The sequence below is a fragment of the Pseudomonas sp. CMR5c genome (assembly GCF_003850545.1).
In the GTDB taxonomy this organism is placed as follows: Bacteria; Pseudomonadota; Gammaproteobacteria; order Pseudomonadales; family Pseudomonadaceae; genus Aquipseudomonas; species Aquipseudomonas piscis.
The window spans coordinates 2,072,460-2,097,460 of record NZ_CP027705.1 but is presented as its reverse complement, the minus strand read 5'-3'; the positions used below and the strand labels follow the sequence as shown (position 1 = coordinate 2,097,460).

Sequence of the window (25,001 nt, the reverse complement as noted above, 5' to 3'; positions counted from 1 at the left end):
ACACCCTTGATACAAATCAAGATGGCTTCAGCCCCTACCCCCTAGACTCGCGAGCATTGCCAGCCTATCCGGGGGAATTCCCGCATGCTCGACGCCATTCGTTGGGACACAGATCTGATCCGCCGCTACGACCTGGCGGGCCCACGCTACACCTCGTACCCGACCGCTGTGCAATTCAACAGCCAGGTCGGTGCCTTCGACCTGCTGCACGCACTGCGCGACAGCCGCAAGGCCCAGCGCCCGCTGTCGCTGTACGTGCACATCCCGTTCTGCGCCAACATCTGCTACTACTGCGCCTGCAACAAGGTCATCACCAAGGACCGCAGCCGCGCGCTGCCCTACCTGCAGCGGCTGGAGCAGGAGATGCAATTGATCGCCTGCCACCTGGCCCCGAACCAGCGGGTCGAGCAACTGCACTTCGGTGGCGGCACCCCGACCTTTCTCAACCATGACGAGTTGCGCCAGCTGATGGCCTTGCTGCGCAAGCACTTCAACCTGCTCGACGATGATTCCGGCGACTACGGTATCGAGATCGACCCCAGGGAGGCCGATTGGTCGACCATGGGCCTGCTGCGGGAGCTGGGGTTCAACCGGGTCAGTATCGGCCTGCAGGACCTGGACCCGGCCGTGCAACGTGCGGTCAACCGCTTGCAGAGCCTGGAGGAAACCCGCGCGGTGATCGAGGCGGCCCGGACCCTGCAGTTCCGCTCCATCAACATCGACTTGATCTATGGCCTGCCCAAGCAGACGCCGGAGAACTTCGCCCGGACCGTGGACGAGGTCATCAGCCTGCAACCGGATCGGCTCTCGGTATTCAACTACGCTCACCTGCCCGAGCGCTTCATGCCACAGCGCCGGATCAACAGCAGCGAACTGCCGGCCCCCGCGGAAAAACTGCAGATGCTGCAACGCAGCATCGAACAACTGACCGCTGCCGGGTATCGCTACATCGGCATGGATCATTTCGCCCTGCCCGACGACGAGCTGGCCATTGCCCAGGAAGAGTCGACCCTGCAACGCAACTTCCAGGGCTATACCACCCACGGCCATTGCGACCTGATCGGCCTGGGGGTATCGGCCATCAGCCAGATCGGCGACCTGTACTGCCAGAACAGCAGTGACCTGGCCCACTATCAAAATACTTTGGCGGGGGCACAACTAGCGACAAGTCGCGGCTTGGTTTGCAATGCCGACGACCGTCTGCGCCGCGAAATAATTCAACAACTGATATGCAACTTTAGTCTCAAGTTCGAAAACATCGAACAGGCATTCAACATCGACTTCCGCGGTTATTTCCATGAACTATGGGCAAACTTGCAGGAGATGGCCGACGATGGCCTGATCGAACTAAACGACCAAGGCATTACGGTATTGCCGGCAGGTCGCCTGCTGGTACGTTCGGTATGCATGGTGTTCGACGCTTACCTGGGCCAACAAAACCGCCAGCGGTTTTCCCGGGTAATTTAAGACGGGCAAGAAAACTTGCCGGACATCGACACCAAAACATGATCGAAGCCCGGCTCGCTTTCGTAGCGTCACTAGGATTTCATCAGCAACGCAGCGGCCTTCATCACTTGCTCCGGGGTCAGGCTTTCCTGCCTCATCGCCTTGACCAGGGAGGCATTGGCAGACAGCAAGCCACTGTTCAGAGTCGCCAGGTCCGCTTGCAGGCCACCGACCTTGATCCTGGCTTCTTCGGGGCTCAAGCGCTTGTCGGCCATGACCGCCTGTAGCTCGGCCGTCTTCTCTGAAATCTGTTGTTGCAATTTCCTGATCATCTTGAGGATTTGCTGAATGGTCTGGGGCAAGCCACTTTCCTCGATGTCGCTGTCGTCCCCGGCAGCCTTGGAGGATTTCTTCAGCCCGGCCCCGGACAGCGACACTTTGACGCCCTCCCCCGGTAACGGCTCGGCAACTAACGGAGAAACCCTTAGTTCTTCACCATCAGCGCTTTTCGAGGACTCAGAAAACAGCTGCAAGTTATTGCTGCCATTAGTAATACCGTCAACGGACGACATAACCGCGCCTCTCCAAGTTGCTTTCGTTAACAGGCTATCGACCCATTAAAGGATTGCTTTACGACTGATCGTCAACACGGCACGGACTGGCCGGAACCTCCTCCCGTGAGTTACCCTTACGGCTTATGTGTGCTTTCCCACAAGGATTCTAGAATGTCCGAGCCAGTTAAACTGCGCGCTCATAACCAGGCCCATTGCAAGGACTGCAGCCTGGCCCCTCTCTGCCTGCCACTTTCTCTGAATCTGGAAGACATGGACGCGCTGGACGAAATCGTCAAACGTGGCCGCCCATTGAAAAAAGGCGAATTCCTGTTCCGTCAGGGTGATGGCTTCGACTCGGTCTATGCCGTCCGCTCGGGCGCCCTGAAAACCTTCAGCCTCAGCGACAGCGGCGAAGAACAGATCACCGGCTTCCACCTCCCCAGCGAGCTGGTGGGGTTGTCCGGCATGGATACCGAGAGCCATCCGGTTTCGGCACAGGCCCTGGAAACCACCTCGGTCTGCGAAATCCCCTTCGAGCGCCTGGACGAGCTGGCATTGCAGCTGCCCCAGCTGCGTCGCCAGTTGATGCGGGTCATGAGCCGCGAGATCCGCGATGACCAACAGATGATGCTGCTGTTGTCGAAAAAGACCGCTGACGAACGCATCGCCACCTTCCTGGTGAACCTGTCGGCGCGCTTCCGTGCCAGGGGTTTTTCCGCCAACCAGTTCCGCCTGAGCATGTCGCGCAATGAAATCGGCAACTACCTGGGCCTGGCCGTGGAAACCGTGTCCCGAGTGTTCACCCGCTTCCAGCAGAACGAACTGATTGCCGCCGAAGGCAAGGAAGTCCACATCCTCGATCCGATCCAGCTCTGCGCCCTGGCCGGCGGCTCGGTGGACGCCTGATCCACAGGCGCTGCGACTGAGCCAAGCGGCTCGGTCGCGGGTATACTGGCGCGGCTTATTTCGCCCGCCAGGACACCTGCAGATGGCCTTCGACTCCTTCGACATCAAATCCCTTATCCGCCCCGTCATCGACTTCCCGAAGCCGGGCGTGATCTTCCGCGACATCACCCCCCTGTTCCAGTCTCCACGGGCCCTGCGCCTGGTAGCCGACAGTTTCGCCCAGCGCTATGTCGAAGAAGACTTCAGCCACATCGGCGCCATGGATGCCCGGGGCTTCCTGATCGGTTCGATCATCGCCTACCAGCTGAACAAGCCGCTGATCCTGTTTCGCAAACAAGGCAAACTGCCAGCGGATGTATTGGCCGAGGGCTACCAGACCGAATACGGCGAAGCCTTCCTCGAAGTCCATGCCGATAGCCTGTGCGAGGGTGACTCGGTGCTGATGTTCGATGACCTGATCGCCACCGGCGGCACGCTGATCGCCGCTGCCAACCTGGTACGGCGCATGGGCGCGAAGATCCATGAAGCCGCAGCCATCATCGACCTGCCGGAGCTTGGCGGATCGCAAAAGCTCCAGGACATGGGCATCCCGACCTTCTGCCTGACCCAGTTCTCTCTGACCGAACGCTGATCCCGGCATGCCGTCCCCCCGGGGACGGCGCCTCATACCAGCAGCCACACCAAGCACCGGGCCCACCGGCTGGCCGTCTAGACATAGTCCGATAGCGGTTGCCGCAGCCATCTACCGGTTTGACGCCCGCCAGGGCCATTGAACCGGCGCAGTCGCTGACGCTGCTCATCAGTGACGAAGACCGTGGCCCGCTGGTGATTCCCGAACCTGGCTAGAGCCCCATCTGCTTGCTGATGATTTCGTTCATCACCTCGCGGGTGCCACCGCCGATGGACAGGATGCGATTGTCGCGATACAGGCGCTCCACCAGGCTCTCGCGCATGTAACCCATGCCACCGAGGATCTGCACGGCATCGTAGGTGACGCGATCGGCAGTGTCGGTGGCGAAGTTCTTGGCCATGGAGATTTCCTTGATCACGCTCTTGCCGGCGGCCATCTTGGCCGCCTGGCGGTAGGTGAACTCCCGGGACACCTCCACGGCCGTGGCCATTTCCGCCAGTCGATGCTTGATCACCTGGAACTTGGCCACTGGCTTGCCGAACGCCTCGCGCTCGCGTGCCCACTTCAGGCTCTCTTCCACAGCCATCTGCGCAGTCATGTTGGCCATCAACGCCAGGGCCAGGCGTTCGCTCTGGAAATTGCCCATGATGCAGGCGAACCCCATGTTCTCGACACCGATCAGGTTGCCCACCGGTACTCGGCAGTCCTCGAAGAACAGCTCGGCGGTATCAGACGCCCACCACCCCATCTTCTTCAACTGCCGGCCCACGGTGAAGCCGGGCGTGCCCTTCTCGATCAACAGCAGGCTGATACCGCCATAACCCGGCTCACCGGTACGCACGGCCACGGTGTAGAAGTCGGCGCGCACGCCACTGGTAATGAAAGTCTTGCTGCCGCTGACGCGATAATGATCGCCGTCGCGCACTGCGCGGGTCTGCAGGTTGGCCACGTCGGAACCGCCACCGGGCTCGGTCACCGCCAGGGCGCAAATCTTCTCTCCGGACAGCACCAGGGGCGCCACACGCTCGCGAACCTCGGGACGCGCCCACTTGACGATGGGCGGCAAACCGATGTCCAGCGACCCCAATCCCGCCACCAGGCCACCGGAACCGCTGCGCATCAACTCTTCGCTGGCGGCGACCTTGGCGAACAGGTCGCCTTCATGGCTGCCCCCCAGGGCCTGCGGATAACCGATACCGAGAATGCCGGCCGCGCCGGCCTTGAGATACAACTCACGGGGAAAGCTCTCGGCCTCCTCCCAGTGTTCGATGTCGGGGAGGATCTCACGCTCGACGAAACGTCGGACGCTGTCACGGATCAGTTGGTGGCTGGGATCGAAGTATTCCTGGCAGGCAGACATCGGCAAGCTCCTCTGAAGGGTCGGAGGAACTTACCAAGCGCTTGCTTGGTTTTCAAGAGAGCGCAAGAAACCGTCCGCCGACGGGCCGGCAGACGGATGGGGTTACAGGGTGATGGGCTTGCGTCCGGCGAAGGAGTGGGCCAGCGTGCCGCCGTCCACCAGTTCCAGCTCGCCCCCCAGGGGCACGCCGTGGGCGATCCGCGAAGCGATCAGGCCCTTGTCGGTCAACAGCTGGGCGATGTAATGGGCAGTGGCTTCGCCTTCCACCGTGGGATTGGTGGCCAGGATGACCTCGCTGAAGGTGCCCTGCTCTTCGATCCGCGCCAGCAATTGCGGAATGCCGATGGCTTCCGGACCCAGGCCGTCCAGGGGCGACAGGTGCCCCTTGAGCACGAAATAGCGACCGCGATAGCCGGTCTGCTCCACCGCGTAGACATCCATCGGCCCCTCGACCACGCACAGCAGGCTGTCGTCGCGTCGCGGATCGGCGCACTGCGGGCAGAGCTCGTCTTCGGTCAGGGTCCGGCACTGGCGGCAATGCCCCACCCCATCCATAGCCTGGCTCAGGGCCTGGGCCAGGCGCAAGCCGCCGCTGCGATCACGCTCGAGCAGTTGCAGGGCCATGCGCTGGGCAGTTTTCTGCCCCACCCCGGGCAAGGTGCGCAAGGCATCGATCAGTTGGCGAATCAGGGGGCTGAAGCTCATGGGCAAAGGTCCGACAAAACGACGAGACGCGGTTTATACCCGCGCCCCGGGATAGCGTCAAATGCTGCCGTCGGTGGCGACCTTGACCACCAGCTTGCCGAAGTTGCGCCCTTCCAGCAGGCCGATGAACGCTTGCGGCGCCTGCTCCAGGCCTTCGACCACATCCTCCTTGAACTTGACCTTGCCCTCGCGCACCCAGGGCGCCATGGCCTTGATGAACTCCGGTTGGCGATCACCGTAGTCGTCGAACACGATGAACCCCTGGATCCGTACCCGCTTGGTCAACAGGCTGCGTTGCAACAGCGGCAGGCGATCCGGCCCCGCCGGCAACTCCCGGGCGTTGTACTGGGCAATCAGGCCACACAAGGGGATTCGTGCCTTGGTATTGAGCAACGGCAGCACCGCATCGAACACCTTGCCGCCGACGTTCTCGAAATAGATATCCACGCCCTTGAAGCACGCCTGGGCCAGCTCGTCGGCGAATTCCGGGCTCCTGTGATCGATACAGGCATCGAACCCCAGTTCCTCCACCACGTAGCGGCATTTGTCGAGCCCACCGGCGACTCCCACCACCCGCAACCCCTTGAGCTTGGCCACCTGCCCCACCACCGAACCCACCGCCCCGGATGCCGCAGCCACCACCAGGGTCTCCCCGGCCTTGGGCTGGCCGATGTCCATCAACCCCATGTAGGCGGTCATGCCGGGCATGCCCAGCACTCCCAGGGCCATGGACGGGCTGGGCAAGCCCGCCGGTACTGGCACCAGGTTGCGCCCATCGCTGATGCAGTGGCTCTGCCAGCCGGTGGCGCCCACCACTAGGTCGCCTTCCTGGAACTTGGGATTCAGCGAACGCTCGACCCGGCTCACGGCACCCCCGGTCATGACTTCGTCGATCTCCACCGGCGCCGCGTAGGAGGGCGCATCGCTCATGCGCCCACGCATATAGGGGTCCAGGGACAGGTACAGGGTCTTGAGCAGCACCTGGCCGTCCGCCAGCTCCGGCAGCGTCACCCGCTCCAGGCGAAAGTTCTCCGGAACCGGCGCGCCCTGGGGGCGCGACACCAGTACCACACGCTGATTGAGGGTCATTGTTTGCGGCATCACAGACACTCCGTTATCGATGAATGGACAAGACTGTATAGGGTGCAGACCATGGCCAGGCACCGGTGTTCGATGTTTCTGCCCCTGGCCGCAGTGGCGCACGGGGCGCTTGGCCCCCCGCCGGGCCAATCGATGGGCAAAAAAATGCCAGGCTCCGGGCCTGGCATTGTTCGTTGCAATCCGATAAGCCGCAGCGAATCAGAAAGGCAGCTTCATGCCCGGAGGCAGCTGCATGCCGGCGGTCATGCCGGACATCTTTTCCTGGCTGTTGGCTTCGATCTTGCGCACGGCGTCGTTCACCGCTGCAGCGAACAAGTCTTCCAGCACTTCGCGGTCGTCGTCGCTGACGCCTTCCAGCAGGCTCGGGTCGATGCTCACGCGCTTGATGTCATGACGGCCGGTCATGACCACGCTGACCATGTCGCCACCGGCCTTGCCGGTGACTTCGGCGTTGGCCAGCTCTTCCTGCATCTTGGCCATCTTTTCCTGCATCTGCTGCGCCTGCTTCATCAGGCCGGCCATGCCACCTTTCATCATGGTAATTACCTCAAAGTATGGTGATGAGAACGGCGCCTGGCCCTTGGCCGGCGCCCTTTAAGTTAAATGCTCAACCCTGCGCGGCCGGGGCCTCGACAGGTTCAATAGTATCGTGGCGCACCACGGCACCGAACTCCTGGACCATCCGCTGGATGAACGGATCGCCATGAATCGACTCCTCCGCTTCGCGCTGACGGTCGGCGCGACGCCGGGACGCGGCCTGGGCCGGGGTTTCCTGCTCGGGCTTGATCAGCTCGATGTTCAGCGTCAGCGTACGCCCGTGGTACTGGTTCAGCGCCTCGTTGAGACGGCGCTGCTGGGTGGCGTTGAACAGCGCGCTGTGGGCCGGATCCAGATGCAGCAGCCACTGGTCGCCGTCCACTGCGATCAGGGTGCAGTTGGCGGCAATACTGCCTGTCATCCCGGAAATAGGCAGCTTCGGAAACAGTTCCAGCCACTCCAGGGCCAGGCCGGTGGCCGGCATGGCGGCCGGCTCAGGCTCGGGTTCCGGGGCCGGCTCGGCGGTATGTTCGCTGGCCAGTTCATCGAGGTAGCTGTAGGCCGAATCCATGTCCGGCTCGATGTAGTCCTCGTCCAGCGGCGGCTCGTCGTCCAGGTCGCTCCCCGGGGTCGCGGCATCCACCTGGGCCACGGTCGGCTCGGGCATCGGCGCACTGGCCCACTCGGGGACGTCCGGCACCACGCTGTCCGGCACCGGAGTCAGCACTGCCGGCAACTCCGGTGGTTCGGCGATGACATCCAGCATCGGCTCCACGGCCGGCTGTTGTTCCAGCGGTGGCTCCACCGGGTCGTTCCACGGCAGGTCGACTATTTCTTCGGCCTGCACCGGCTCAGGTTCAGGAGCGGCTTCGACCGAGGCCGGGGCTGGCTCAGGTTCAGGCGCGGCTTCGACCGAGGCCGGGGCCGGCTCAGGTTCAGGCGCGGCTTCGACCGAGGCCGGGGCCGGCTCGGGTGCTGGCGCAGGTATTGCTGTTGGCGCAGCGGCCGGCTCGGCTACCGGCTCCGCAGCAGGAGGTGCGGCAGGAGCCGGAGCGACCGGCACACTGGCCACAGGCACGGCAACGGACGCGACCGCTGCTGGCGCCGCCACGGCTTGGGCGGAATCAACTGTGGCCTGGCTGATCCCCACTGGCTTTAGCGGTTGTCTCGGTGCATCCGCGGTATCCGCCGGCCGGAAGGCCAGCATCCGCAGCAGGACCATTTCGAAACCGCCACGCGGGTCCGGCGCCAGGGGCAGGTCGCGCCGGCCAATCAGGCCCATCTGGTAATAGAACTGTACGTCTTCGGCCGGCAGGGCCTGGGCCAGGGCCAGCACTCGCTCGCGATCGCCGTGGCCGTTGTCGACACCCTCGGGCAGCGCCTGGGCGATGGCCACCCGGTGCAGCACGTTGAGGATCTCCGAGAGCACGCCGTTCCAGTCCGGCCCCTGCTCCGCCAAGTGGCGCACCGCCTCCAGCAGAGCCTTGGCATCGCCCTCGATCAGCCCATGGAGCACATCGTAGACCTGGCCGTGATCGAGGGTGCCGAGCATCGCTCGTACATCGGCGGCCATGACCTTGCCCTCGCCAAAGGCGATGGCCTGGTCGGTGAGGCTCATGGCGTCGCGCATCGAACCATCGGCGGCGCGGCCCAGCAGCCACAGGGCGTCGTCCTCGAACGGCACGTTCTCCACACCCAGCACATGGCTCAGGTGCTCGACCACCCGCTCGGGGGTCATGTTCTTCAGGGAGAACTGCAGGCAGCGGGACAGGATGGTCGCCGGCAGTTTCTGCGGATCGGTGGTCGCCAGGATGAACTTGACGTAGGGCGGCGGCTCCTCGAGGGTCTTGAGCAGAGCGTTGAACGAGTGGCTGGAGAGCATGTGCACTTCGTCGATCAGGTAGACCTTGAAGCGCCCGCGGCTCGGGGCGTACTGCACGTTGTCCAGCAGTTCGCGGGTGTCCTCGACCTTGGTCCGGCTCGCGGCGTCGATCTCGATCAGGTCGACGAAGCGCCCTTCGTCGATCTCGGTGCACACCGAACAAGTGCCGCACGGGGTGGAGGTGATGCCCGTTTCACAATTCAGGCATTTGGCAATGATCCGCGCGATGGTGGTCTTGCCCACCCCGCGCGTACCGGTAAACAGGTAGGCATGGTGCAGCCGCTGGCTGTCCAAGGCATTGATCAGAGCCTTGAGCACATGGGTCTGGCCGACCATTTCGCGGAACGAGCGCGGACGCCATTTACGTGCAAGAACCTGATAACTCATCGAAAACCGTCGCAACTGGAAAGCGGAAGCCGGTAATGCTAGCGGAGCAAGGGCGAAATTGCATCCGGCGCGCTCGTCTAATCTGTCTAAGCTGCCTTTTGCCAAGGATTGCCCGCTCGCCGATACCCGGAGACTCTATGCGCTGGACCCCAGGCGCCCTGCTTCTGCTCTGCGGCAACCTGCATGCCACGGAACCGCCCCTGCGCTTCGCCGTCGCCGACAGCTGGGCCATGCCGACCGTCGCGTTGGAGGATGATCGCCCCAGCGGCGGCATTCTCTACGACACCATGGACAGCCTGGCCCGGCATCTGGGCCTGCGTGCCGAATTCCATGTCCTGGCCCGGGCCCGGGTACAGAAGGCCATGGCCCAGGGCGAAGTCGACGTGCGCTGCTACGCCGCCCCGGCCTGGCTGCCGGCTCCGTCCGCCGACTACCTGTGGAGCGCCCCGCTGTTCCGCCAGCGCAACTTGCTGGTGAGCACCAGCCCGATACCCGCCATCGTCAAGCTCGGCGACCTGCCGCGCCAGCACATCGGCACCGTCCTTAGCTATACCTATGCCCCCTTGCAGCCACTGTTCGACGCCAACCTGCTGATCCGCGATGACGCACGCAACGAGCAGCAGGTACTGCAGAAGCTAGTGGTGGGCCGCTACCGCTACGCTATCGCCAGCCAGTGGACCCTGGACTGGTTCAACAAGACCCAGGCCAGCGACAACCCGCTGCATGGGGTCGCCCTGGTTCAGGACCAGGCCGTGGGCTGTTATGTGCGCAATGATCCGGCCGTACCGGGCGAACAGATCCTGGGCACTCTGCGGCAAATGAAGGAATCCGGCGAAATCGATGCCATCGTCCAGCGCTACGTCGATTCCGCCCCGCCCGCGCAAGCCTCGGCCACGCCCTGAGAGCCGACGCGCCAGGCTGGCGGCGGCAGATAGCGATGGGCCCACTCCAGCACGGCGCCCGCCGGCATCGGCGCGGCGATGAAGTCACCCATGGCCACCTCGCAGCCCAGGGCCATCAGGCGCTCGCCATGGGCCAGGCTTTCCAGGCCCTCGGCCACCACCTGGCGGCCAAACGCCTGGGCCAACCCCACCAGGGCCTGGACCAGCGCCTGGTCGTCCTGGTCGTGGAGCATGTCGCGCACGAACAACCGGTCGATCTTGATGGTCTGGGTCCTCAGGTGCTTGAGATAGCTCAGGGACGAATGCCCGGTGCCGAAGTCGCCCAGGGAGAACTGCACGCCAAAACCCTGGCAGGCATCCAGGCAATCACTGACTTTGCGGATGTTGTCGATGGCTACCGACTCGACGATCTCCAAATCCAGCAAGGTTGGAGACACGTTCGGAAAACGATCGAGCATGCCCTTGAGCCGCTCGACGAAATCCGCACGCTGGAAATGCCGGGCGGCGACATTCAGGCTGACCGGCCATTGCTGGCCGGCGGCCTGCCAGCACTGCAACTGGTCCATCACGCCATCCATGACCCATTCGCCGATATCGACGATCAGGTCGGTCTCTTCCACCTGGGGCAGGAACTCGTGGGCCGCCAGCAATCCGCGCTGCGGATGCTGCCAGCGCAACATGGCCTCCAGGCCCACCACGGTCCCGCTGCGCATGTTCACCTTGGGCTGGAAGAACAACCGCAATTGTCCGCCATCCAGGGCCTGGCGCACCTGCTCGACAGTCTGGTAAGTGACCATCACCTCGCGATCGCGCAATACATCGAACAGGTGGAAGCGGTTGCGGCCGCTCTGCTTGGCCACGTACATGGCCTGATCGGCATGGCGCAGCAGGGTGTCGGCATCCTGGTTGTCGGCAGGAAACAGGGTCACGCCGATACTGGCGAAGACATTGATGTCCTTGCCCTGGATCGAATAAGGCTGGGAAATGGTGGCCAGCACCCGTTGCAGCGCAGCGCGCAACTCCAGCATGTCGCGCACGTAACGCAGGATCAGCACGAACTCGTCGCCCCCCAGGCGCGCCACCACGTCTTCGCCACGAATGATCGAGCGCAGCCGCGCGGCCACTTCCACCAGCAGCAGATCGCCACAGGCATGACCATAACCGTCGTTGACCGCTTTGAAGCCATCGAGGTCGAGCATGCATACCGCCAGGGGAATTTCTTCCTGGCGGGAGAACTCCAGGGCCTGGTGCAGCCGGTCGGAGAGGAACGCGCGATTGGGCAGCCCAGTGAGCACGTCATGCCCGACCCGCCATTGCAAGGAATGCAGGAGCTGGCGTTTTTCGCTGACATCGAAACGAATCGACACATAGCGCACCACGCGCCCCGAACGCTGGTCCACCAGCGGCACCATGGTGCTGTCGACCCAGTACAGGCTGCCGTCCTTGGCGCGGTTGCAGATCTCGCCCTTCCATACCTGGCCCCGGGTAATGGTGCTCCACAGCCCGGCGAAGAACTCCGGAGCATGCAGTCCGGAACTGAGCATGCTGTGGTCGGCGCCGATCAGCTCTTCGCGGCTGTAGCCCGAGACCTGGCAGAACAGGTCGTTGACATAGGTGATGCGTCCGGCCAGGTCGGTTTCGGAAAAAATGGCGGCGGCATCGACGGCCCTGCGGTATTTCTCATCCATGAGTCGAACTCACTGTCGCTAGCGGTTGAACCGCTCGACCAAGGCATGCAGCCCGGAAGAGATGTTTTCCAGCTCGGCGCCACGCAGCACCCCGGCGCTGGCGTCCTCGGCAGTGCGCTGCACCGTGGCGGCGACACTGTTGATCTGTTCCGACACCGATTCGGCTACATGGGACTGCTCCTGCGAAGCGGCGGCCATCTGCTGGCTCATGTCGGTGATGCGCTCGACCGCGGCGCCGATGCCTTGCAAGGCCTGCTGCGCCTGCAATACCTGCTGCACCCCCTGCTCGGCCTCCTCGATCCCCAGGCTGGCGATCTGCACCGCTTCGTCGGCCCCGGCCCGCAGGCTGTGGATGATGCCCTGGATCTGCTCGGTGGATTCCCGGGTCTTGCCGGCCAGGGCCCGCACCTCGTCGGCCACCACGGCGAACCCGCGTCCTTGTTCGCCGGCCCTCGCGGCCTCGATCGCCGCATTCAGGGCCAGCAGGTTGGTCTGGTCGGCGATCGCCTGGATCATGCTCGCCGCCACCATGATGTCCTGGGTCTGCCCGGCCAGGTCCCCAACCGCTTGGTTGATCTGGGTGACCGTGCGCGCCAGCACCTGGATGGCGTCACGGGAAGTACCTGCCACCTCGCTGCCCTGCTGTGCCAGCAGGTTGGCGGTATGGGCTTGACTGGCGGTGTGCTGCACATGCTCGGCGACTTCGGTGATCGAAGCGGCCATCTGGGTCATAGCAGCGGCGGTCATGTCGGTTTCCGCTCGCTGCTCCAGAAGAGCGGTCTCGGTACGGCTGGACAACTGGCTGGAATCGGCCGCTGCTTCCGCCATCTGCCGGGCCAGGTCGCTGAGGCGGGTCAAGGCGGTTTTCAACCGTGCCTCCTCGCTCACCAGGATCATCTGCAGCTGCGCTGCCGGACCAAGGGATTCGCTATAGGCCAGGGCGCAGATCGGATCGGCGAAGGTGTTCGGTGTGCTGCTGACGATCTCCTTGAGTTGTCGTCCCAAGCGGCGCTGAGCCAACAGACCAACGCCGAGGAAGCCAGCCAGCGTCAGGCCCTGGGCCGCCAGGGTCGGCAACCAATTGAATGCCGCAAGGCAGGCCGTGGCTACGGCCATGGGCAGTAACAAAGGCCGGGCGCCAGCCTCCAGGCGCCGCCAGGCCGGGACCGGTGATTTGTCGGCACGCAACCTTGCATACAGGGCCTCGGCACGGCTTACCTGCTCGCGGGTCGGCTTGACCCGCACCGACTCATACCCCACCAATCGCCCGTCCTCGAGAATCGGCGTGACATAGGCGCTGACCCAATAGAAGTTGCCGTTCTTGCAGCGGTTCTTCACCACTCCCATCCAACTGCGCCCGGCCTTGAGATAGCGCCACATGGATTCGAACACCGCAGCCGGCATATCCGGATGCCGCACCAGGTTGTGGGTGCTGCCGATCAGTTCGGCCTGGCTGAAGCCGCTCATGGCGGCGAACTCGGCATTGCAGTACGTGATGTGACTGCTGGTGTCGGTGGCGGAGATAAGCCGCTGCTGGTCGGGAAAGGTCTGCTCGATAGAGTTGACCGGCAAATTGAGACGCACTTTAGAACTCCATAGACAGCCTGCAATCAATAGTTGCCGGAGCCGGCATTAATTGATTGGCGATTACTTTCCTGGCGGTACGACTCAATCGGAAGATACGCCCTGATTGCAGCCGTACAGCGGGTTTGCGCCGCGGTTGACCGTCGGTGCGACATAGATCAACTAGGATCAGGTAAGGCGTCAGATGGAGGCGGCGGACGGAGTGTTGGCGGGATTACGAGACGTTCGAGCCTCTGCCAAGTCCTGGGTTTAGGTGAACAAGGGAAATGCAATGATTTCTTGTTTCATAAACCTGCCTTCTGAAACTAGATCACCAAATACCTGTCCGAAGCGCCGATTCTACGAAATGCATCACATTTTGCAAAGCAAGGTGATGAAACATGGTGTTGTCTAATGCCAATATTTATCGTTAAGTTCTTGATTCTAAATGGGAATTGAGCGATGCAAATTTCAAGTTTGGGTGCAGCCATAAAGCGCTATCGAAAGGTAGCGGGGCTTACTCAGGCTGAACTAGGTGAAAAAACCGGTTTTGACCCCAAAACCATCAGCCGCTTCGAAACCGGCACCTACACCCCCAGCGTTGAAGCTCTATTTCTATTGGCCGAAGTACTGGGAGTGAAGCTGAAAGCCTTCTTTGCCGATCTGGGTGATGAAGAGGAACAGCGGGCTTATTTGTTCGGTGTCATTCACAAAGCCACCCCGAAGGATCTGGGAAAGCTGATAGCAGCGGTAGACCAGGCCTTGTCCAAGCCTTGAGCCCCGCAGTCAATCAACCAAGAGAGGCCTGCTCGCCCCCCTTGCGAGCAGGTCTCTTTTTCACCTTGCGACTCCTGACAGGAACTGACGGACTCGGCGCATAAGCTGCCGCTCCAATCCAGCCCCCCCAGGAGTCATGATGATCACCAACACCTATTTTTTGCTCTACGTGGATAGCCCCATCGCCAGCGCCGACTTCTACAGCCGGCTGCTGGACAAACCGCCGGTGCAGGCTTCGGCGGATTTCACCCTGTTCATCCTCGACTCGGGAATCAAGCTCGGGCTCTGGTCCCGCCAGGTCGTCAAACCCGAATCCCAGGTACTGGCCGGCGGTGGCGAACTGGGCTGGGCCGTGGACAGCCGCGAAGCCGTGGATGAACTGCATCGTCACTGGCAGGCGCTGGGCATCCCCATCGTCCAGGAGCCGACCGTGACGGGTTTCGGCTACACCCTGCTCGCCCTCGACCCGGACGGACACCGTCTGCGAGTGCTGTTCCTCACCGCGAACTGATCCGTTTATTCCCCAGGGGCGCAATCGCCGCCCTTGGGCTGCCCTTCTACCAGTCATCGGAAATAAATGGAAACATTGCATTGAGCAGCACGCGGCTCATCGCTATCCTTGCGCGCCTATCACTTGTCACAAAATGTAAGGGAATACGATGAAGTACCTGCGTCACCTCATGGCCATGGTCGTGCTCTGCGCCACCCCATTCTTGGCCAACGCTGCCGACACGCCCGACACCAAGGACGCCGAAACCCAGACTGCCGAACAGTTTCTCGCCTCGCTCTCGCCACGCCACGGCAACATCAAGCTACCTGGCGATATCGCCAGCCTCGACCTGAGCAAAGAGTTCTACTACCTCACACCCAAGGACACCGAGAAGCTGCTGACCGAAGGCTGGGGCAACCCGCCCGGCTTCACCACCCTGGGCATGATCGTGCCCAGCGCCGTCAGCCCGCTGGCCGCCGAAGGCTGGGGAGTGATCATCAGCTACAAGAACGACGGCCACATCTCCGACGACGATGCAGCGAAGATCGACTACCAGGACCTGCTCAAAGAAATGCAGGCCGCGGACGAGGAAGACAACAAAGAACGCAAGGAACAGGGCTACGGCGCCATTCACCTGCTGGGCTGGGCCGAGCAGCCAAGCTATGACGCGCAATCGCACAAGATGTACTGGGCCCGCGAACTCAAGGCCGAAGGCGCCGAAAGCAACACCCTGAACTACAGCATCCGCGTGCTGGGCCGTGAAGGCGTGCTGGAACTCAATGCGGTCGCTTCCATGCAAGACCTGCCCACCATCAAGCGCGAGATTCCCAAGGTGCTGGCCTTCACCAACTTCACCGACGGCAACCGCTACGCCGACTACAACCCGAGCACCGACAAGCTGGCCACCTATGGCCTGGCAGCCCTGGTGGCCGGCGGTATCGCCAGTAAGGCCGGACTGTTCGCCAAGCTCGGGGTCCTGCTCCTGGCCGGCAAGAAGTTCATCGTCATCGGCGTGCTTGCCGTCGTCGCCTTCATCGGCCGACTGTTCAAGAAGAAAAGCTGATCCACTGCACAAGGCCCCGTCAAACCGGGGCCTTGTCGTTCATGGCACGTGCACTGGCGCTCTTGCTCCAGCGCCAGCGCCCCTCCAACTGCATCGCCATCACACTGCCCAGCACCACCGCCGCCCCCAGCACCACCCCGGAGCGCAACGTCTCGCCCAAGACGATCGCGGCCAACAACATGGCCACCGGCGGGATCAGGTACATGGCGATCGACGCCCGGCTGACCTCGACCCGCGCCAGCACATAGGCCCAGGCCAGGTAGGCCAGCGCGCTGGGAAACAACCCCAGCAACAGCACCGCCAGGTTCACCCGCAAGGGCGCCTGGACAACGGTCTGGGCCAGGCCCGGGGTATACACCGCCAACAGCAAGGTACCGCCCCAGACCATGTAGCAAGTGGTGGTCAAGAGCCCGTGGCGCCCGGAAAAGCGCCGCTGCAGCACGAAATACAGCCCCCAGGAAAAAGCCGCCAGCAGCACCAGCAAGCCCTGCGGCTGGATCGAACCCAGGCCGCGATCACCAGCCACCACCAGCAATGCGCCCACCAGGCCCAGCGCCACACAACTCCAGCGCCAGGCACTGACCGGCTCCTTGAGCCAGAAAAACGCGATCAGGGTGCTGAAGATCGGTGCCGATTGCGCCAACACGCTGGACGCGCCGGCACTCAAACCCTGCTGCCCGTAGTTGAGGCTGACGTGATGCAGGGCGATGGCGAAGAACCCCAGCACCAGCAACCAGGGCATGTCACGCCAGCGCGGCAGGGAAATTCCCGCCACCAGCGCAATGCCGACCATGAATACCGAAGCGATGAGAAAGCGCAGCAGTGCCAGGTGCCCGGGACTGTAGCCCTCAAGGCCGATATGGATGCCCACCGGCGAATAGGCCCAGCACAAGATGACCATGGCCGTGGCCAGAACCAGTTTCAGCGAGGGCGAGATCTTCACGAGACAAACTTCCAGGCAAGGTAGGGAACTACAGTGTCGCGCCCTCGAAAGCTCACCACAATTGATCAATACTGAGCCTATTGCTCACTGGAAATGAACGATGGAACTGACTCAATTGAAGATGGTGCAGGCCGTGGCCCGCTTCGGCAGCATCGCTCGCGCGGCCGAGCAGCTGCACTGCGTGCCGTCCAATATCACCAACCGCCTCAAGCAGCTGGAAAACGAGCTAGGCACTCCCCTGTTCACTCGCATCGGGCGCGGCCTGAGGATCAGCCCGGCCGGGGAAATCTTCCTCGGCTACAGCGAGCGCATCCTCGCCCTGGTGGATGAGGCCCGACGCGCGGTCGACGGCCAGGCCGAGCCCAGCGGCCTGCTACGCCTGGGTTCGATCGAGTCCTGCGCCGGCGGCCGCCTGCCCCCGCTGCTGGCCGAGTATCACCGGCGCTACCCACAAGTCAGCGTGGAACTGGTCACCGGCACCTGGTCGCAACTCTTCGAAGAATTGCGCCACCAGCGCATCGACGGCGCCCTGGTGGCCATCGATACCCTGCCGGCGAAACTGCAGCAAACCGTGCTTTACCACGAACCCCTGGTGCTGATTTCCAGTGCCGGTAGCGCTCCGATCCACAGCGCCAGCGACCTGCAAGGCCAGCACCTGTTCATGTGGCCAGCCGGTTGCCCCTATCGCCGCGCCCTGGAGAACTGGCTCGGCAAGCACGGCCTGAACCTGCCGATCACCGGTTATGCCAGCTGGGGCACCATCATCGGCTGCGTCAGCGCGGGTGTGGGGGTGTCGCTGATCCCCGAAGGCGTGCTGGAGCGCTATGCGCAGTCCTCGACCCTGACCGTGCAACGCTTCGATGACCTGGCGCCGGTGGACAACCGTTTTGTCTGGCATCAGGACGTGCAGCAGCACCGCGCCCGGGATGCCTTCGCCCAGTTGCTGCGCGAGAAACTCGACGCATGAGCGCGCCCGGAGCGGTCACGATCGACAGCTCTCCATCACCGCATCAATGAAAGGCGCCTTGCGTGCAAGATACTCACCGATACCGTCGCGGTTACTGGCTTCCAGTTGCAGCTTCAGTTCCTGATAGCGCTGGCGCAGGCCGGGGTCACTGCGCAACAGGTCGCGAAACCCCAGCATCCGCCGGATTTGCCCATGCCCCGCCAGGCACACATGCACCTTGTGGGTCCGCACCCCATCGACGTCCCGCCGATAGAAATGATGCCCGGCAGACAAGTCGCTGCCCCGGACATAACCCAGGGTCGCCATGAAAGCCTGGCGCAGCGCCTCGTCCCGATGCTGCGCGACCACCAGCAGCACATCGATTTCCGGCTTGGCCGCAAGCCCGGCCACCGCAGTACTGCCCACGTGATGAATGTCCAGCAGCTCGCCGACAAAACCCGGCGCAATGCGCTCGCGCTCCGCGGCGAATGCCAGGGGCCATCGCGGGTCGTAGGGGGAAATCTTGCTGGTCAACGCCATGTTCACTCCTTGGATGTGCGTTCGTTTCGATTATCCAGGGCACTACAACACCCTCGCGAGTGCTTCGGCACTTGCCACTCGTCAGCAATATGGCGAAGCGCCATATCGATCTTCTGACTGCATCTAGACTCCGGCAGAACATGAAAAACCATGATCCAACGGAAGGGAATTCGATGAAACGAGCCTTGTCAGCAGCTCTTTGCCTGGCTTTGTTGTCGGGCTGCACCACCGCCCGCCTATCGACCCGGACTCTCCAGGCAGAGGATCGAGTCATAACAGGTATCGAGCGCAAGGAGTTGGTCAACAACGTCCTTCAGGATGTCCGGATCATCTGCCCCGAGCCCAGCCCCGACGCCTTGAAGACATTCGCAGCATCAGGCACGGCGTCCAAGGAAGATATCGCGGCGCTGTCTGCCGCGTACCAGCAGTCCGGAGCCAGTATTGGCCTGCGCACCCAATCCATCCAGCTCCTGCGCGACCAGCTGTTTGCCGTGTGCCAGGCTTATGCCAATGGGGCGATAACTGCCGACATGTATCAGATGTACATGACCCGCAACCAACGCAACACCGTCGCCATTCTTGCAATCGAGCAACTCACCGGTGTAGCCAAGGGCCCCGCCGTGGCCCTGACCAGCGCCAGTTCGACCGCCAACAGCCAATACCTGATCGACCAGAGCAAGATGATCAAGGACGCTCAGGACAAATTGGCCAAAATGACCGCTGGCAGTGAAGAAGCCAAAACCATGCAAGGCAATATCGACGCCATGCAGGCCCAGCTCAAGCAAGCGCAGCAAGCAATGGTGCAAACCTCCAGCGCAGCAACCCTGAGTGCCGCGCCTGCCACCACTCTTCCTGCCGCAGACGTGCAGGCAATTGCCGAAGCGGTCCAGCGCATTACCGAAATGACCACCTGGACCAACGACCTGTTCTACATCTGCCTCAACGCCTATGCGAACCTGCCCAGCGCACGCCGGCCCCCATCATTGGACAGCGCTTGCGCGAAGATCTATGACAATCTCGCCCAGGCCAACCTGCTCCAGCTCAAACACATGATCGGTCTTGAAGGTACAACAGGACCGGCTGCCGCCGCTCCGGAGGCCAAGCCAGCAGCGCCTGCGCCCAAGGGAGGTAAAAAGCTCAAACCTGATTTCAGCAAACTGGATGGCATTCCTCTCTACCTCAGAAAACCATTGGATTCCAGCAAATCGCTGTTTGATCCCGGCCTCTGAGTCGCCATGCCAAGGACAACTGCGACCGTTGCTGATTCTTCCGCAGTTCGTTCTCCGAACTGGCGCAGAGAGGTCTTTTAAAATGGAAACGAAACAGTCCTGCGACTTGACTCAACGATGAGCAGCCGAAGATAGGGGTATGCAGGATTGGAAAAGATACGAAACAAGGCCCAAACACGCGCTAAAGCCTTGGAATTCGTTGAGACTCAATCATCTAGATGATTGGAGGCAGCCCCACCAGCCACACCCCGGCACACAATGTTCCCGCTGTGGCTGCTCCCTTCCGGGCCTGACCGGGTGGCATGCGAGCATGCTCGGTAATCGTTGCGGGCCTTATGGAGTAAGGGTTTCAGGCTGATCAGGTTGCGTGATATCTACCGTGCGAACTCATTGCACGGGCAGTCAAAGGACGAGGTGTGACCAGAATTGTTCCACTCAATTGGTCCACTTTGTTGGTCCACTCTGGTGCCCCATCATGGCCTACATCGTCCGTCGCCAGTCCATTTACTACCTCAACCTTCGACTACCGAAGCACTTGTTCCCGAAGCGTCAGACCCTACGCATATGCTTGCGCATTCGAGAACGTCAGGCTGCACTATTCCTAGCCAGCTCATTGGCCCAGCAAGTGAATAGCCACTTGAGCGAACACCCACTGACAGCTCCTGAGGTACTTCGTGAGTTATGCGTGCAGTGGCGAGATTCAGCCCCCTTACCAACCATCCAAACTGCACCACGGAGAGCACCAACGATTACCGTGAAGCCCAGCAAGGACGGCCCCACCCTCGCCAACTTATCGAAGCTATATATAGAAGAAGGAAAACGTGGCGGTACATGGCGGGAAGTCAGCATCTTCGAGGTGGAACGTGCTCTGCGTGATCTGCTCGAGTTGATGGGTGACATGCCTATCTCCGAATTCGATGTGCATCAAGCTCGCTTACTGAAAGACCGCCTCAGTAGGTGCCCTCAATACTTCGGCCTCAGACCCGAATTCAAGGGTAAAACATTGCTACAGGTGGTCGAGTCCGCAAGCACCTACAAGACCGTCACCGCCGTTACCGTGAACAACCGGCTACGCAAACTCTCTGCCTTCCTCAACTGGTGCAAGGCGAACGGGTACATCACGGACAATCCACTGGTGGGATTGAAGGTCATGACAGGCTCAGCCAAGGACGCACGGCTTTCATTTGAACGACACGACCTGACCCCCCTACTCAATCTGAATGGACTTAAGGCAGAGTCCTGTAAGTATCCTTGGCGGTACTGGATACCATTGCTGGGTCGCTATACAGGCGCCCGCTTGGAAGAGATATGCCAACTGCACGTCGACGACTTCATCCTCCAACAGGGCATTCAATGCATCCGTATCGATGATAGTAGTGAAGGCCAGAACTTGAAGAATTCTAGTAGCCGACGCTTGCTACCCCTCCACCCCGCCTTGCTCGAACTTGGTCTACTGCAGCATGTTGATTCAATCAAAGCCACTGGAGCAGATCGACTGTTCCCAGAACTTGATCCAGTGCGGGGAAAGCTGGGACACGCCCCCTCCAAATGGTTCGGCAGATACAAGGCTAAATGTGGGGTCTCAGATACCCGCAAGACCTTTCATAGCTTCCGTCATACCTTCATCGACGATTTGCGTGATGCAGGGGTTCAAGACTCACTGATCAAGCGAATGGTGGGGCATGAAGACAGTTCCGTCACCTTCGGCATTTACGGCAGCAGGACTCCAATTAAAGCGATGGCAGAGGCATTGTTGCACATTCAATAACGTCGAATAACTTACCAATAACCCCGACTAAACCTTGCCTTTCAAACGACGCTATCCAGCCGCCTACAATGCCAACCCCAATGTTTGCAGGGCACATCGGCGGTCTGGACTAAGCGGGGCGCTTTCTCTCCCACCGGAAACCAGTTTCTGACGGACTGGATTTAGAGGTGGTTAAAACCTCGCTAGTGCGAAACGCCTACATTATTCTATCGGCACATGCAACAACTAATGCTTGACAAATCGGGGCAACTTGAGCGACAATTCAGAACTCAGCCAAACATACCGAACACGTCTTGCATCCATACAGTGCCAGATGATCGGTACAGTGTTGTCTGCGATCTACCAAACTAACCGGCACAACCCGAGAGGATTGCCTATGCACTAAACTTGAACAGGAGAATGAACAATGGCGATCGAACGCCCAGCTTTTACCGCAATACCCTTTCTTCACGTCGATGGACTGTTGATCAGTCCAGCAACCGGCGAAATCTTCGGCTATGACGACAAGCCTTCTGTATTCAACGAACGTCCTGATCACTGCCCCGAACTAAGCAAGTGCCGGAGTGCTGACGACCTGAGTGCGTTCCTGAAGCATATTGACCGTCGCAACTTGCCTGCACATACGCTGCACTCACTGCTCGACACACAAGATATTGCCCATGGCGTTTGGCGCCGTACAGGCGTGGATTGTCGTATCACCCTGCCGATGATGAACATCCTTCGCACGCTGCACGGGTTGGTTCAGTACCATAACGTCATCATCATGCCTCAAGCTGATCTGGCGAATGCACTGAACACGATAGAATCGAATCTGATGAAGAAGCTGAACACGCTGACCAATGCCAACATGGTACAGATCAGCACATCGAGGAACGGTGATATTCGCAAGGGTGAGATCAAGCTGGTGATCAACCCTAGACTGATCTTCCGGGGTGATCAATACGCGCAGGAACGGTACGTGAAAGACTGGTATTTGAACCCTGCAAGCGGCAGGCTGCCCTCAGCCACAGTCACACTAGTTGCCGCATAGCCTCACGTAACTTTTTCGAAAAAATTACGCAATAATTCCGCTGTAAGCCTTGCAATACAAGGGCTTTAGCAAATTCCTATTATTAAAGAAAGACCTTTCGACGGGAAGGTCGAGCAGCCTCAATCAGACAGAAGAGGAATACTACCAACAACAAAACAAGGAGCCCAACATGTTCATGATTTACGAAACACAAGAAACAGAAATCCTTCCTTCTCGTGACAAGGGTTCGAAATCACACACCCCAGACTACGCACCGATAGAATTTACGATACCAAAACTCATCACCAACAAATTGAAAAGTGATTTGTTGTTCGGTGTGGGCATTGACGACTTCACAGACACTTCTGGTGCAGACGACTGGTCATACAATGTTTGGCAGAGAATGTTTGACTGCTGCTACAACGCAAACTCAACAAGGTCTCGTGCTACCTACTCTGATTGCACCGTAGCACCGTGCTGGTATAGATACTCCGACTTTAAGGTCTGGTTTTACCAGAATGCCGTCGGCGACTACCAGTTGGACAAAGATATCTTGTACCGGGTAACAGAATCTACAGCCCTGACACCTGTTGCTTTGTACCTCCGAGCATTAATATGGCAGTGCGATGGAGAAGGAAAACACCTCGATCAGGGTATCCTGGCGTCCGGACCTTCGCTGATGGATTCCAAGCCGAGATTATGCACAAGGGATCAAGCCAGATCGGAGAATGGAGAACGGATGCTCTGGAAGCCCATTGCGACTGGCAGAGATTGAAAGCTGATGTGATTGACGATCACCTTCGTGATTATCTGAGAGAGATTGCACCTGATCTTCGCGTTGTACGAGCACTGATTAAGTACGCTGATCGGCTGCGGTCCAATGCAGATGTGATGATTCCTACGTTCCAATATCAGCACTAGCTAGCAAAGGAGCGATAGCCTGCACAGCTTTCGCTCCTAATACTTTTGGATACCATTCAGCTTCGCGACCTGTTCGAAGTCCTAGAATTAGACTTGCCGAGTTCGAAGCTGAGCTTTAACGATCCTTGGAAGAAAATTTATCGAACGGCAGGCTCGATATTGATTGAAGAACTTACACTTGATGCACTTTGAAAAGTACCCAGTGCATTCAGGAAAAACCACTCTGCTCCAACCGTCTTAGCAATAGAGAGGCAAACGCAAGGTGATCTAAGCAGGTGTCAGGATCATCACTTAAATTTATCTCATGACCTCTGGGGTTTCGAATGGCCATCACCGCCCCACTGAAAAGAAAGCTGTAACCTTTCTGCTCATCTCGGCCACTCGTTGTTGATAAGTCGGCAAGGGTGAGAATCGGTTTACTCTCGTTAAAGGCATTCATCATGAGCTTAAAGCCCGACTCATCAACTCGACATAACCGCTGCACGAGCTTATCTATAAGCTTGAATGCCTCGAAGGTAGACTCTGCACAGTGACCATTGTCGAAGAGCTTTTTGACCTTCCCATAAAGGCTTTGATGAATATTCCTTAGCTCAAATGGATGCAGAGCATCGTTTTTGACCTCAGCTTCTTCGTGAACGAATGCCCCTGTGGTCCTGCGGACTATTCCTTCGAAGAGTTCAAGAGACATTGCCATTCAGCAGGTTCTCTCTAATGCTTTTGAAGATGCGGTCATACGTCTCTTGGTCACCACCAGCAGGTAGGTTGATTTCTACCCGTACAGTAAGAGCCATGGCTGACGACTGGGTTACTGGGCTTGCCGATTGAATGGGCAAAGGCATTTCGACTTTAGATTGCTGCAGAGTGGCTTTAGGGGGCTTAGATCGCACTGGGCGAGTAGGCGTGGATGGGTCGCTTGCCTTCGGTTTAGTTACGGGCGATCGTACTACTCCATCTACCTTACCCGAGAGTACTCCAAGTGCTTGAAATGTAGCGGCCTGCTTCTTTCCTACAACGTCGCTCGTGCTGTCTGTGTGCCTGAAGTAAGCGATTAATTTGGTCAGCGGGAGCGTCCAAGCACCCTCACCGTGCAACTCAAAAAGCTCGCTGTAAGCAGAAGAAACGATTCCCGAAAATCCTCGCTGAAACTCCTCATCTTCATGCTGACTGAAAACGGAGCCAACGTTTTTCCCTTTCTTCCCATCTTCATCGAGTACGCCCAGAAATCGCAACGTATTCAACACGTAACTTTCGTTGTTAGGTGCTATCCCTAATTTCTTCATCGTATCTGAGCCAAATTGGGCTGGGAACGATTTTCTGAGCTGGGCAATAGTCTGTGTCAGCCCTGCAATTCCGGAGTACGGGTGCTTATCTGCCATGTACTGTATCCCTGTCATCTCGACTAAGTAACTGACGCTACCTGCAACTACACAAAGTGTCCAGTGTGATGACAAGAGGTAAGGAGGTAGGTACATGACCACGAAATCGTCGTTTAAGCCTGGAAGCCCTTGACCTAAACGCCGACGCCATCAAGGTCGAGTCAATAACTGCTATCAATGGAGTAGACGTAAATGGTAGTGCGAGAGCTGCCCGCCAGCCACTATCAAATATCTATTGAAGATAGTCATACGATTCAATTATCATTTATCTATCAAA

Annotated in this window: 24 protein-coding genes and 1 pseudogene; 12 read left to right on the top strand and 13 right to left on the bottom strand. The window is 59.8% G+C overall.

The window, feature by feature from the left end; translation table 11 throughout:
- Positions 1 to 84 precede the first annotated feature (84 nt).
- Positions 85 to 1,467 carry an oxygen-independent coproporphyrinogen III oxidase gene (gene hemN, locus C4K40_RS09835; protein ID WP_053135988.1) on the top strand — a complete coding sequence of 461 codons (1,383 nt, stop codon included), beginning with the start codon at positions 85 to 87 and terminating at the stop codon, positions 1,465 to 1,467.
- A gap of 71 nt (positions 1,468 to 1,538) precedes the next feature.
- Here the strand turns inward: hemN and C4K40_RS09830 are convergent, their stop codons facing one another.
- Positions 1,539 to 2,018 carry a hypothetical protein gene (locus C4K40_RS09830; RefSeq protein ID WP_053135986.1) on the bottom strand — a complete coding sequence of 160 codons (480 nt, stop codon included), beginning with the start codon at positions 2,016 to 2,018 and terminating at the stop codon, positions 1,539 to 1,541.
- Positions 2,019 to 2,171: 153 nt separating this feature from the next.
- Between C4K40_RS09830 and fnr the strand changes: the two genes are divergently transcribed.
- Together fnr and C4K40_RS09820 are read left to right on the top strand one after the other, a co-directional pair.
- On the top strand, positions 2,172 to 2,906 hold the full coding sequence (fnr, locus tag C4K40_RS09825; RefSeq protein WP_022643317.1) for a fumarate/nitrate reduction transcriptional regulator Fnr: 735 nt from the start codon (positions 2,172 to 2,174) through the stop codon (positions 2,904 to 2,906).
- An 82-nt stretch (positions 2,907 to 2,988) separates the two neighbouring features.
- A complete protein-coding gene (locus tag C4K40_RS09820; RefSeq protein WP_022643316.1) occupies positions 2,989 to 3,537 on the top strand; it encodes an adenine phosphoribosyltransferase in 549 nt (182 codons plus the stop codon).
- A gap of 211 nt (positions 3,538 to 3,748) precedes the next feature.
- On the opposite strand, the gene C4K40_RS09815 is transcribed toward C4K40_RS09820, so the two are convergent.
- The 5 genes from C4K40_RS09815 to dnaX all read right to left on the bottom strand — a co-directional run bounded on the left by C4K40_RS09815 (position 3,749) and on the right by dnaX (position 9,509).
- Positions 3,749 to 4,897, bottom strand: coding sequence for an acyl-CoA dehydrogenase family protein (locus C4K40_RS09815; protein WP_053135983.1), 1,149 nt, complete (start codon positions 4,895 to 4,897; stop codon positions 3,749 to 3,751).
- Between the two features lie 102 nt (positions 4,898 to 4,999).
- Positions 5,000 to 5,602, bottom strand: coding sequence for a recombination mediator RecR (recR, locus tag C4K40_RS09810; protein WP_022643314.1), 603 nt, complete (start codon positions 5,600 to 5,602; stop codon positions 5,000 to 5,002).
- 57 nt (positions 5,603 to 5,659) lie between these two features.
- On the bottom strand, positions 5,660 to 6,703 hold the full coding sequence (locus C4K40_RS09805; protein WP_053135980.1) for an NADP-dependent oxidoreductase: 1,044 nt from the start codon (positions 6,701 to 6,703) through the stop codon (positions 5,660 to 5,662).
- Positions 6,704 to 6,901: 198 nt separating this feature from the next.
- A complete protein-coding gene (locus C4K40_RS09800) occupies positions 6,902 to 7,240 on the bottom strand; it encodes a YbaB/EbfC family nucleoid-associated protein (protein ID WP_031321305.1) in 339 nt (112 codons plus the stop codon).
- Between the two features lie 70 nt (positions 7,241 to 7,310).
- On the bottom strand, positions 7,311 to 9,509 hold the full coding sequence (gene dnaX / locus C4K40_RS09795; RefSeq protein ID WP_053135978.1) for a DNA polymerase III subunit gamma/tau: 2,199 nt from the start codon (positions 9,507 to 9,509) through the stop codon (positions 7,311 to 7,313).
- Between the two features lie 137 nt (positions 9,510 to 9,646).
- Here dnaX and C4K40_RS09790 point away from each other — a divergent pair, with 137 nt between their 5' ends.
- Positions 9,647 to 10,411: an ABC transporter substrate-binding protein gene (locus tag C4K40_RS09790; RefSeq protein ID WP_022643310.1), complete on the top strand. Its 765-nt coding sequence runs from the start codon at positions 9,647 to 9,649 to the stop codon at positions 10,409 to 10,411.
- Here the strand turns inward: C4K40_RS09790 and C4K40_RS09785 are convergent.
- The 3 genes and pseudogenes from C4K40_RS09785 to C4K40_RS32200 all read right to left on the bottom strand — a co-directional run.
- The gene (locus C4K40_RS09785; protein WP_022643309.1) at positions 10,366 to 12,099 is read right to left on the bottom strand and encodes a bifunctional diguanylate cyclase/phosphodiesterase; all 1,734 of its coding nucleotides are present in this window, start codon (positions 12,097 to 12,099) and stop codon (positions 10,366 to 10,368) included. The genes C4K40_RS09790 and C4K40_RS09785 overlap by 46 nt on opposite strands.
- Before the next feature lie 18 nt (positions 12,100 to 12,117).
- The gene (locus C4K40_RS09780) at positions 12,118 to 13,215 is read right to left on the bottom strand and encodes a methyl-accepting chemotaxis protein (protein WP_022643308.1); all 1,098 of its coding nucleotides are present in this window, start codon (positions 13,213 to 13,215) and stop codon (positions 12,118 to 12,120) included.
- A gap of 186 nt (positions 13,216 to 13,401) precedes the next feature.
- Positions 13,402 to 13,683: pseudogene (locus C4K40_RS32200) on the bottom strand (PAS domain-containing protein); the annotation flags it as partial.
- Positions 13,684 to 14,124: 441 nt separating this feature from the next.
- On the opposite strand from C4K40_RS32200, the gene C4K40_RS09775 reads away from it, so the two are divergent.
- The 3 genes from C4K40_RS09775 (at position 14,125) to C4K40_RS09765 (ending at position 15,992) form a co-directional block, all read left to right on the top strand.
- Complete coding sequence (locus tag C4K40_RS09775) at positions 14,125 to 14,439, top strand: helix-turn-helix domain-containing protein (protein ID WP_011060220.1); 315 nt, start codon at positions 14,125 to 14,127, stop codon at positions 14,437 to 14,439.
- A 139-nt stretch (positions 14,440 to 14,578) separates the two neighbouring features.
- Positions 14,579 to 14,950 (top strand): VOC family protein, encoded by a 372-nt coding sequence (locus tag C4K40_RS09770; protein WP_022643306.1) that lies wholly within the window; start codon positions 14,579 to 14,581, stop codon positions 14,948 to 14,950.
- Positions 14,951 to 15,098: 148 nt separating this feature from the next.
- A complete protein-coding gene (locus C4K40_RS09765) occupies positions 15,099 to 15,992 on the top strand; it encodes a DUF2167 domain-containing protein (RefSeq protein WP_022643305.1) in 894 nt (297 codons plus the stop codon).
- 19 nt (positions 15,993 to 16,011) lie between these two features.
- Here the strand turns inward: C4K40_RS09765 and C4K40_RS09760 are convergent, their stop codons facing one another.
- Positions 16,012 to 16,935 (bottom strand): DMT family transporter, encoded by a 924-nt coding sequence (locus C4K40_RS09760; protein WP_022643304.1) that lies wholly within the window; start codon positions 16,933 to 16,935, stop codon positions 16,012 to 16,014.
- 100 nt (positions 16,936 to 17,035) lie between these two features.
- Between C4K40_RS09760 and C4K40_RS09755 the strand changes: the two genes are divergently transcribed.
- Positions 17,036 to 17,902, top strand: coding sequence for a LysR family transcriptional regulator (locus tag C4K40_RS09755; protein ID WP_053135972.1), 867 nt, complete (start codon positions 17,036 to 17,038; stop codon positions 17,900 to 17,902).
- 15 nt (positions 17,903 to 17,917) lie between these two features.
- Here the strand turns inward: C4K40_RS09755 and C4K40_RS09750 are convergent, their stop codons facing one another.
- Positions 17,918 to 18,421 (bottom strand): GrpB family protein, encoded by a 504-nt coding sequence (locus C4K40_RS09750; RefSeq protein ID WP_053135969.1) that lies wholly within the window; start codon positions 18,419 to 18,421, stop codon positions 17,918 to 17,920.
- A gap of 173 nt (positions 18,422 to 18,594) precedes the next feature.
- Here C4K40_RS09750 and C4K40_RS09745 point away from each other — a divergent pair, with 173 nt between their 5' ends.
- The 4 genes from C4K40_RS09745 (at position 18,595) to C4K40_RS09730 (ending at position 23,202) form a co-directional block, all read left to right on the top strand.
- The gene (locus tag C4K40_RS09745; RefSeq protein ID WP_124421279.1) at positions 18,595 to 19,650 is read left to right on the top strand and encodes a hypothetical protein; all 1,056 of its coding nucleotides are present in this window, start codon (positions 18,595 to 18,597) and stop codon (positions 19,648 to 19,650) included.
- Positions 19,651 to 20,125: 475 nt separating this feature from the next.
- Positions 20,126 to 21,418, top strand: coding sequence for a site-specific integrase (locus tag C4K40_RS09740; protein ID WP_053135961.1), 1,293 nt, complete (start codon positions 20,126 to 20,128; stop codon positions 21,416 to 21,418).
- 406 nt (positions 21,419 to 21,824) lie between these two features.
- On the top strand, positions 21,825 to 22,448 hold the full coding sequence (locus C4K40_RS09735; RefSeq protein ID WP_053135958.1) for a hypothetical protein: 624 nt from the start codon (positions 21,825 to 21,827) through the stop codon (positions 22,446 to 22,448).
- Between the two features lie 169 nt (positions 22,449 to 22,617).
- Complete coding sequence (locus tag C4K40_RS09730) at positions 22,618 to 23,202, top strand: hypothetical protein (protein WP_124421278.1); 585 nt, start codon at positions 22,618 to 22,620, stop codon at positions 23,200 to 23,202.
- Between the two features lie 354 nt (positions 23,203 to 23,556).
- On the opposite strand, the gene C4K40_RS09725 is transcribed toward C4K40_RS09730, so the two are convergent.
- The gene (locus C4K40_RS09725; protein ID WP_053135955.1) at positions 23,557 to 24,042 is read right to left on the bottom strand and encodes a TIGR02391 family protein; all 486 of its coding nucleotides are present in this window, start codon (positions 24,040 to 24,042) and stop codon (positions 23,557 to 23,559) included.
- Positions 24,026 to 24,724, bottom strand: a complete 699-nt coding sequence (locus C4K40_RS09720) for a DUF5343 domain-containing protein (RefSeq protein ID WP_124421277.1) — start codon at positions 24,722 to 24,724, stop codon at positions 24,026 to 24,028. Before C4K40_RS09720 ends, C4K40_RS09725 begins: the two co-directional genes overlap by 17 nt.
- Positions 24,725 to 25,001: the final 277 nt, after the last annotated feature.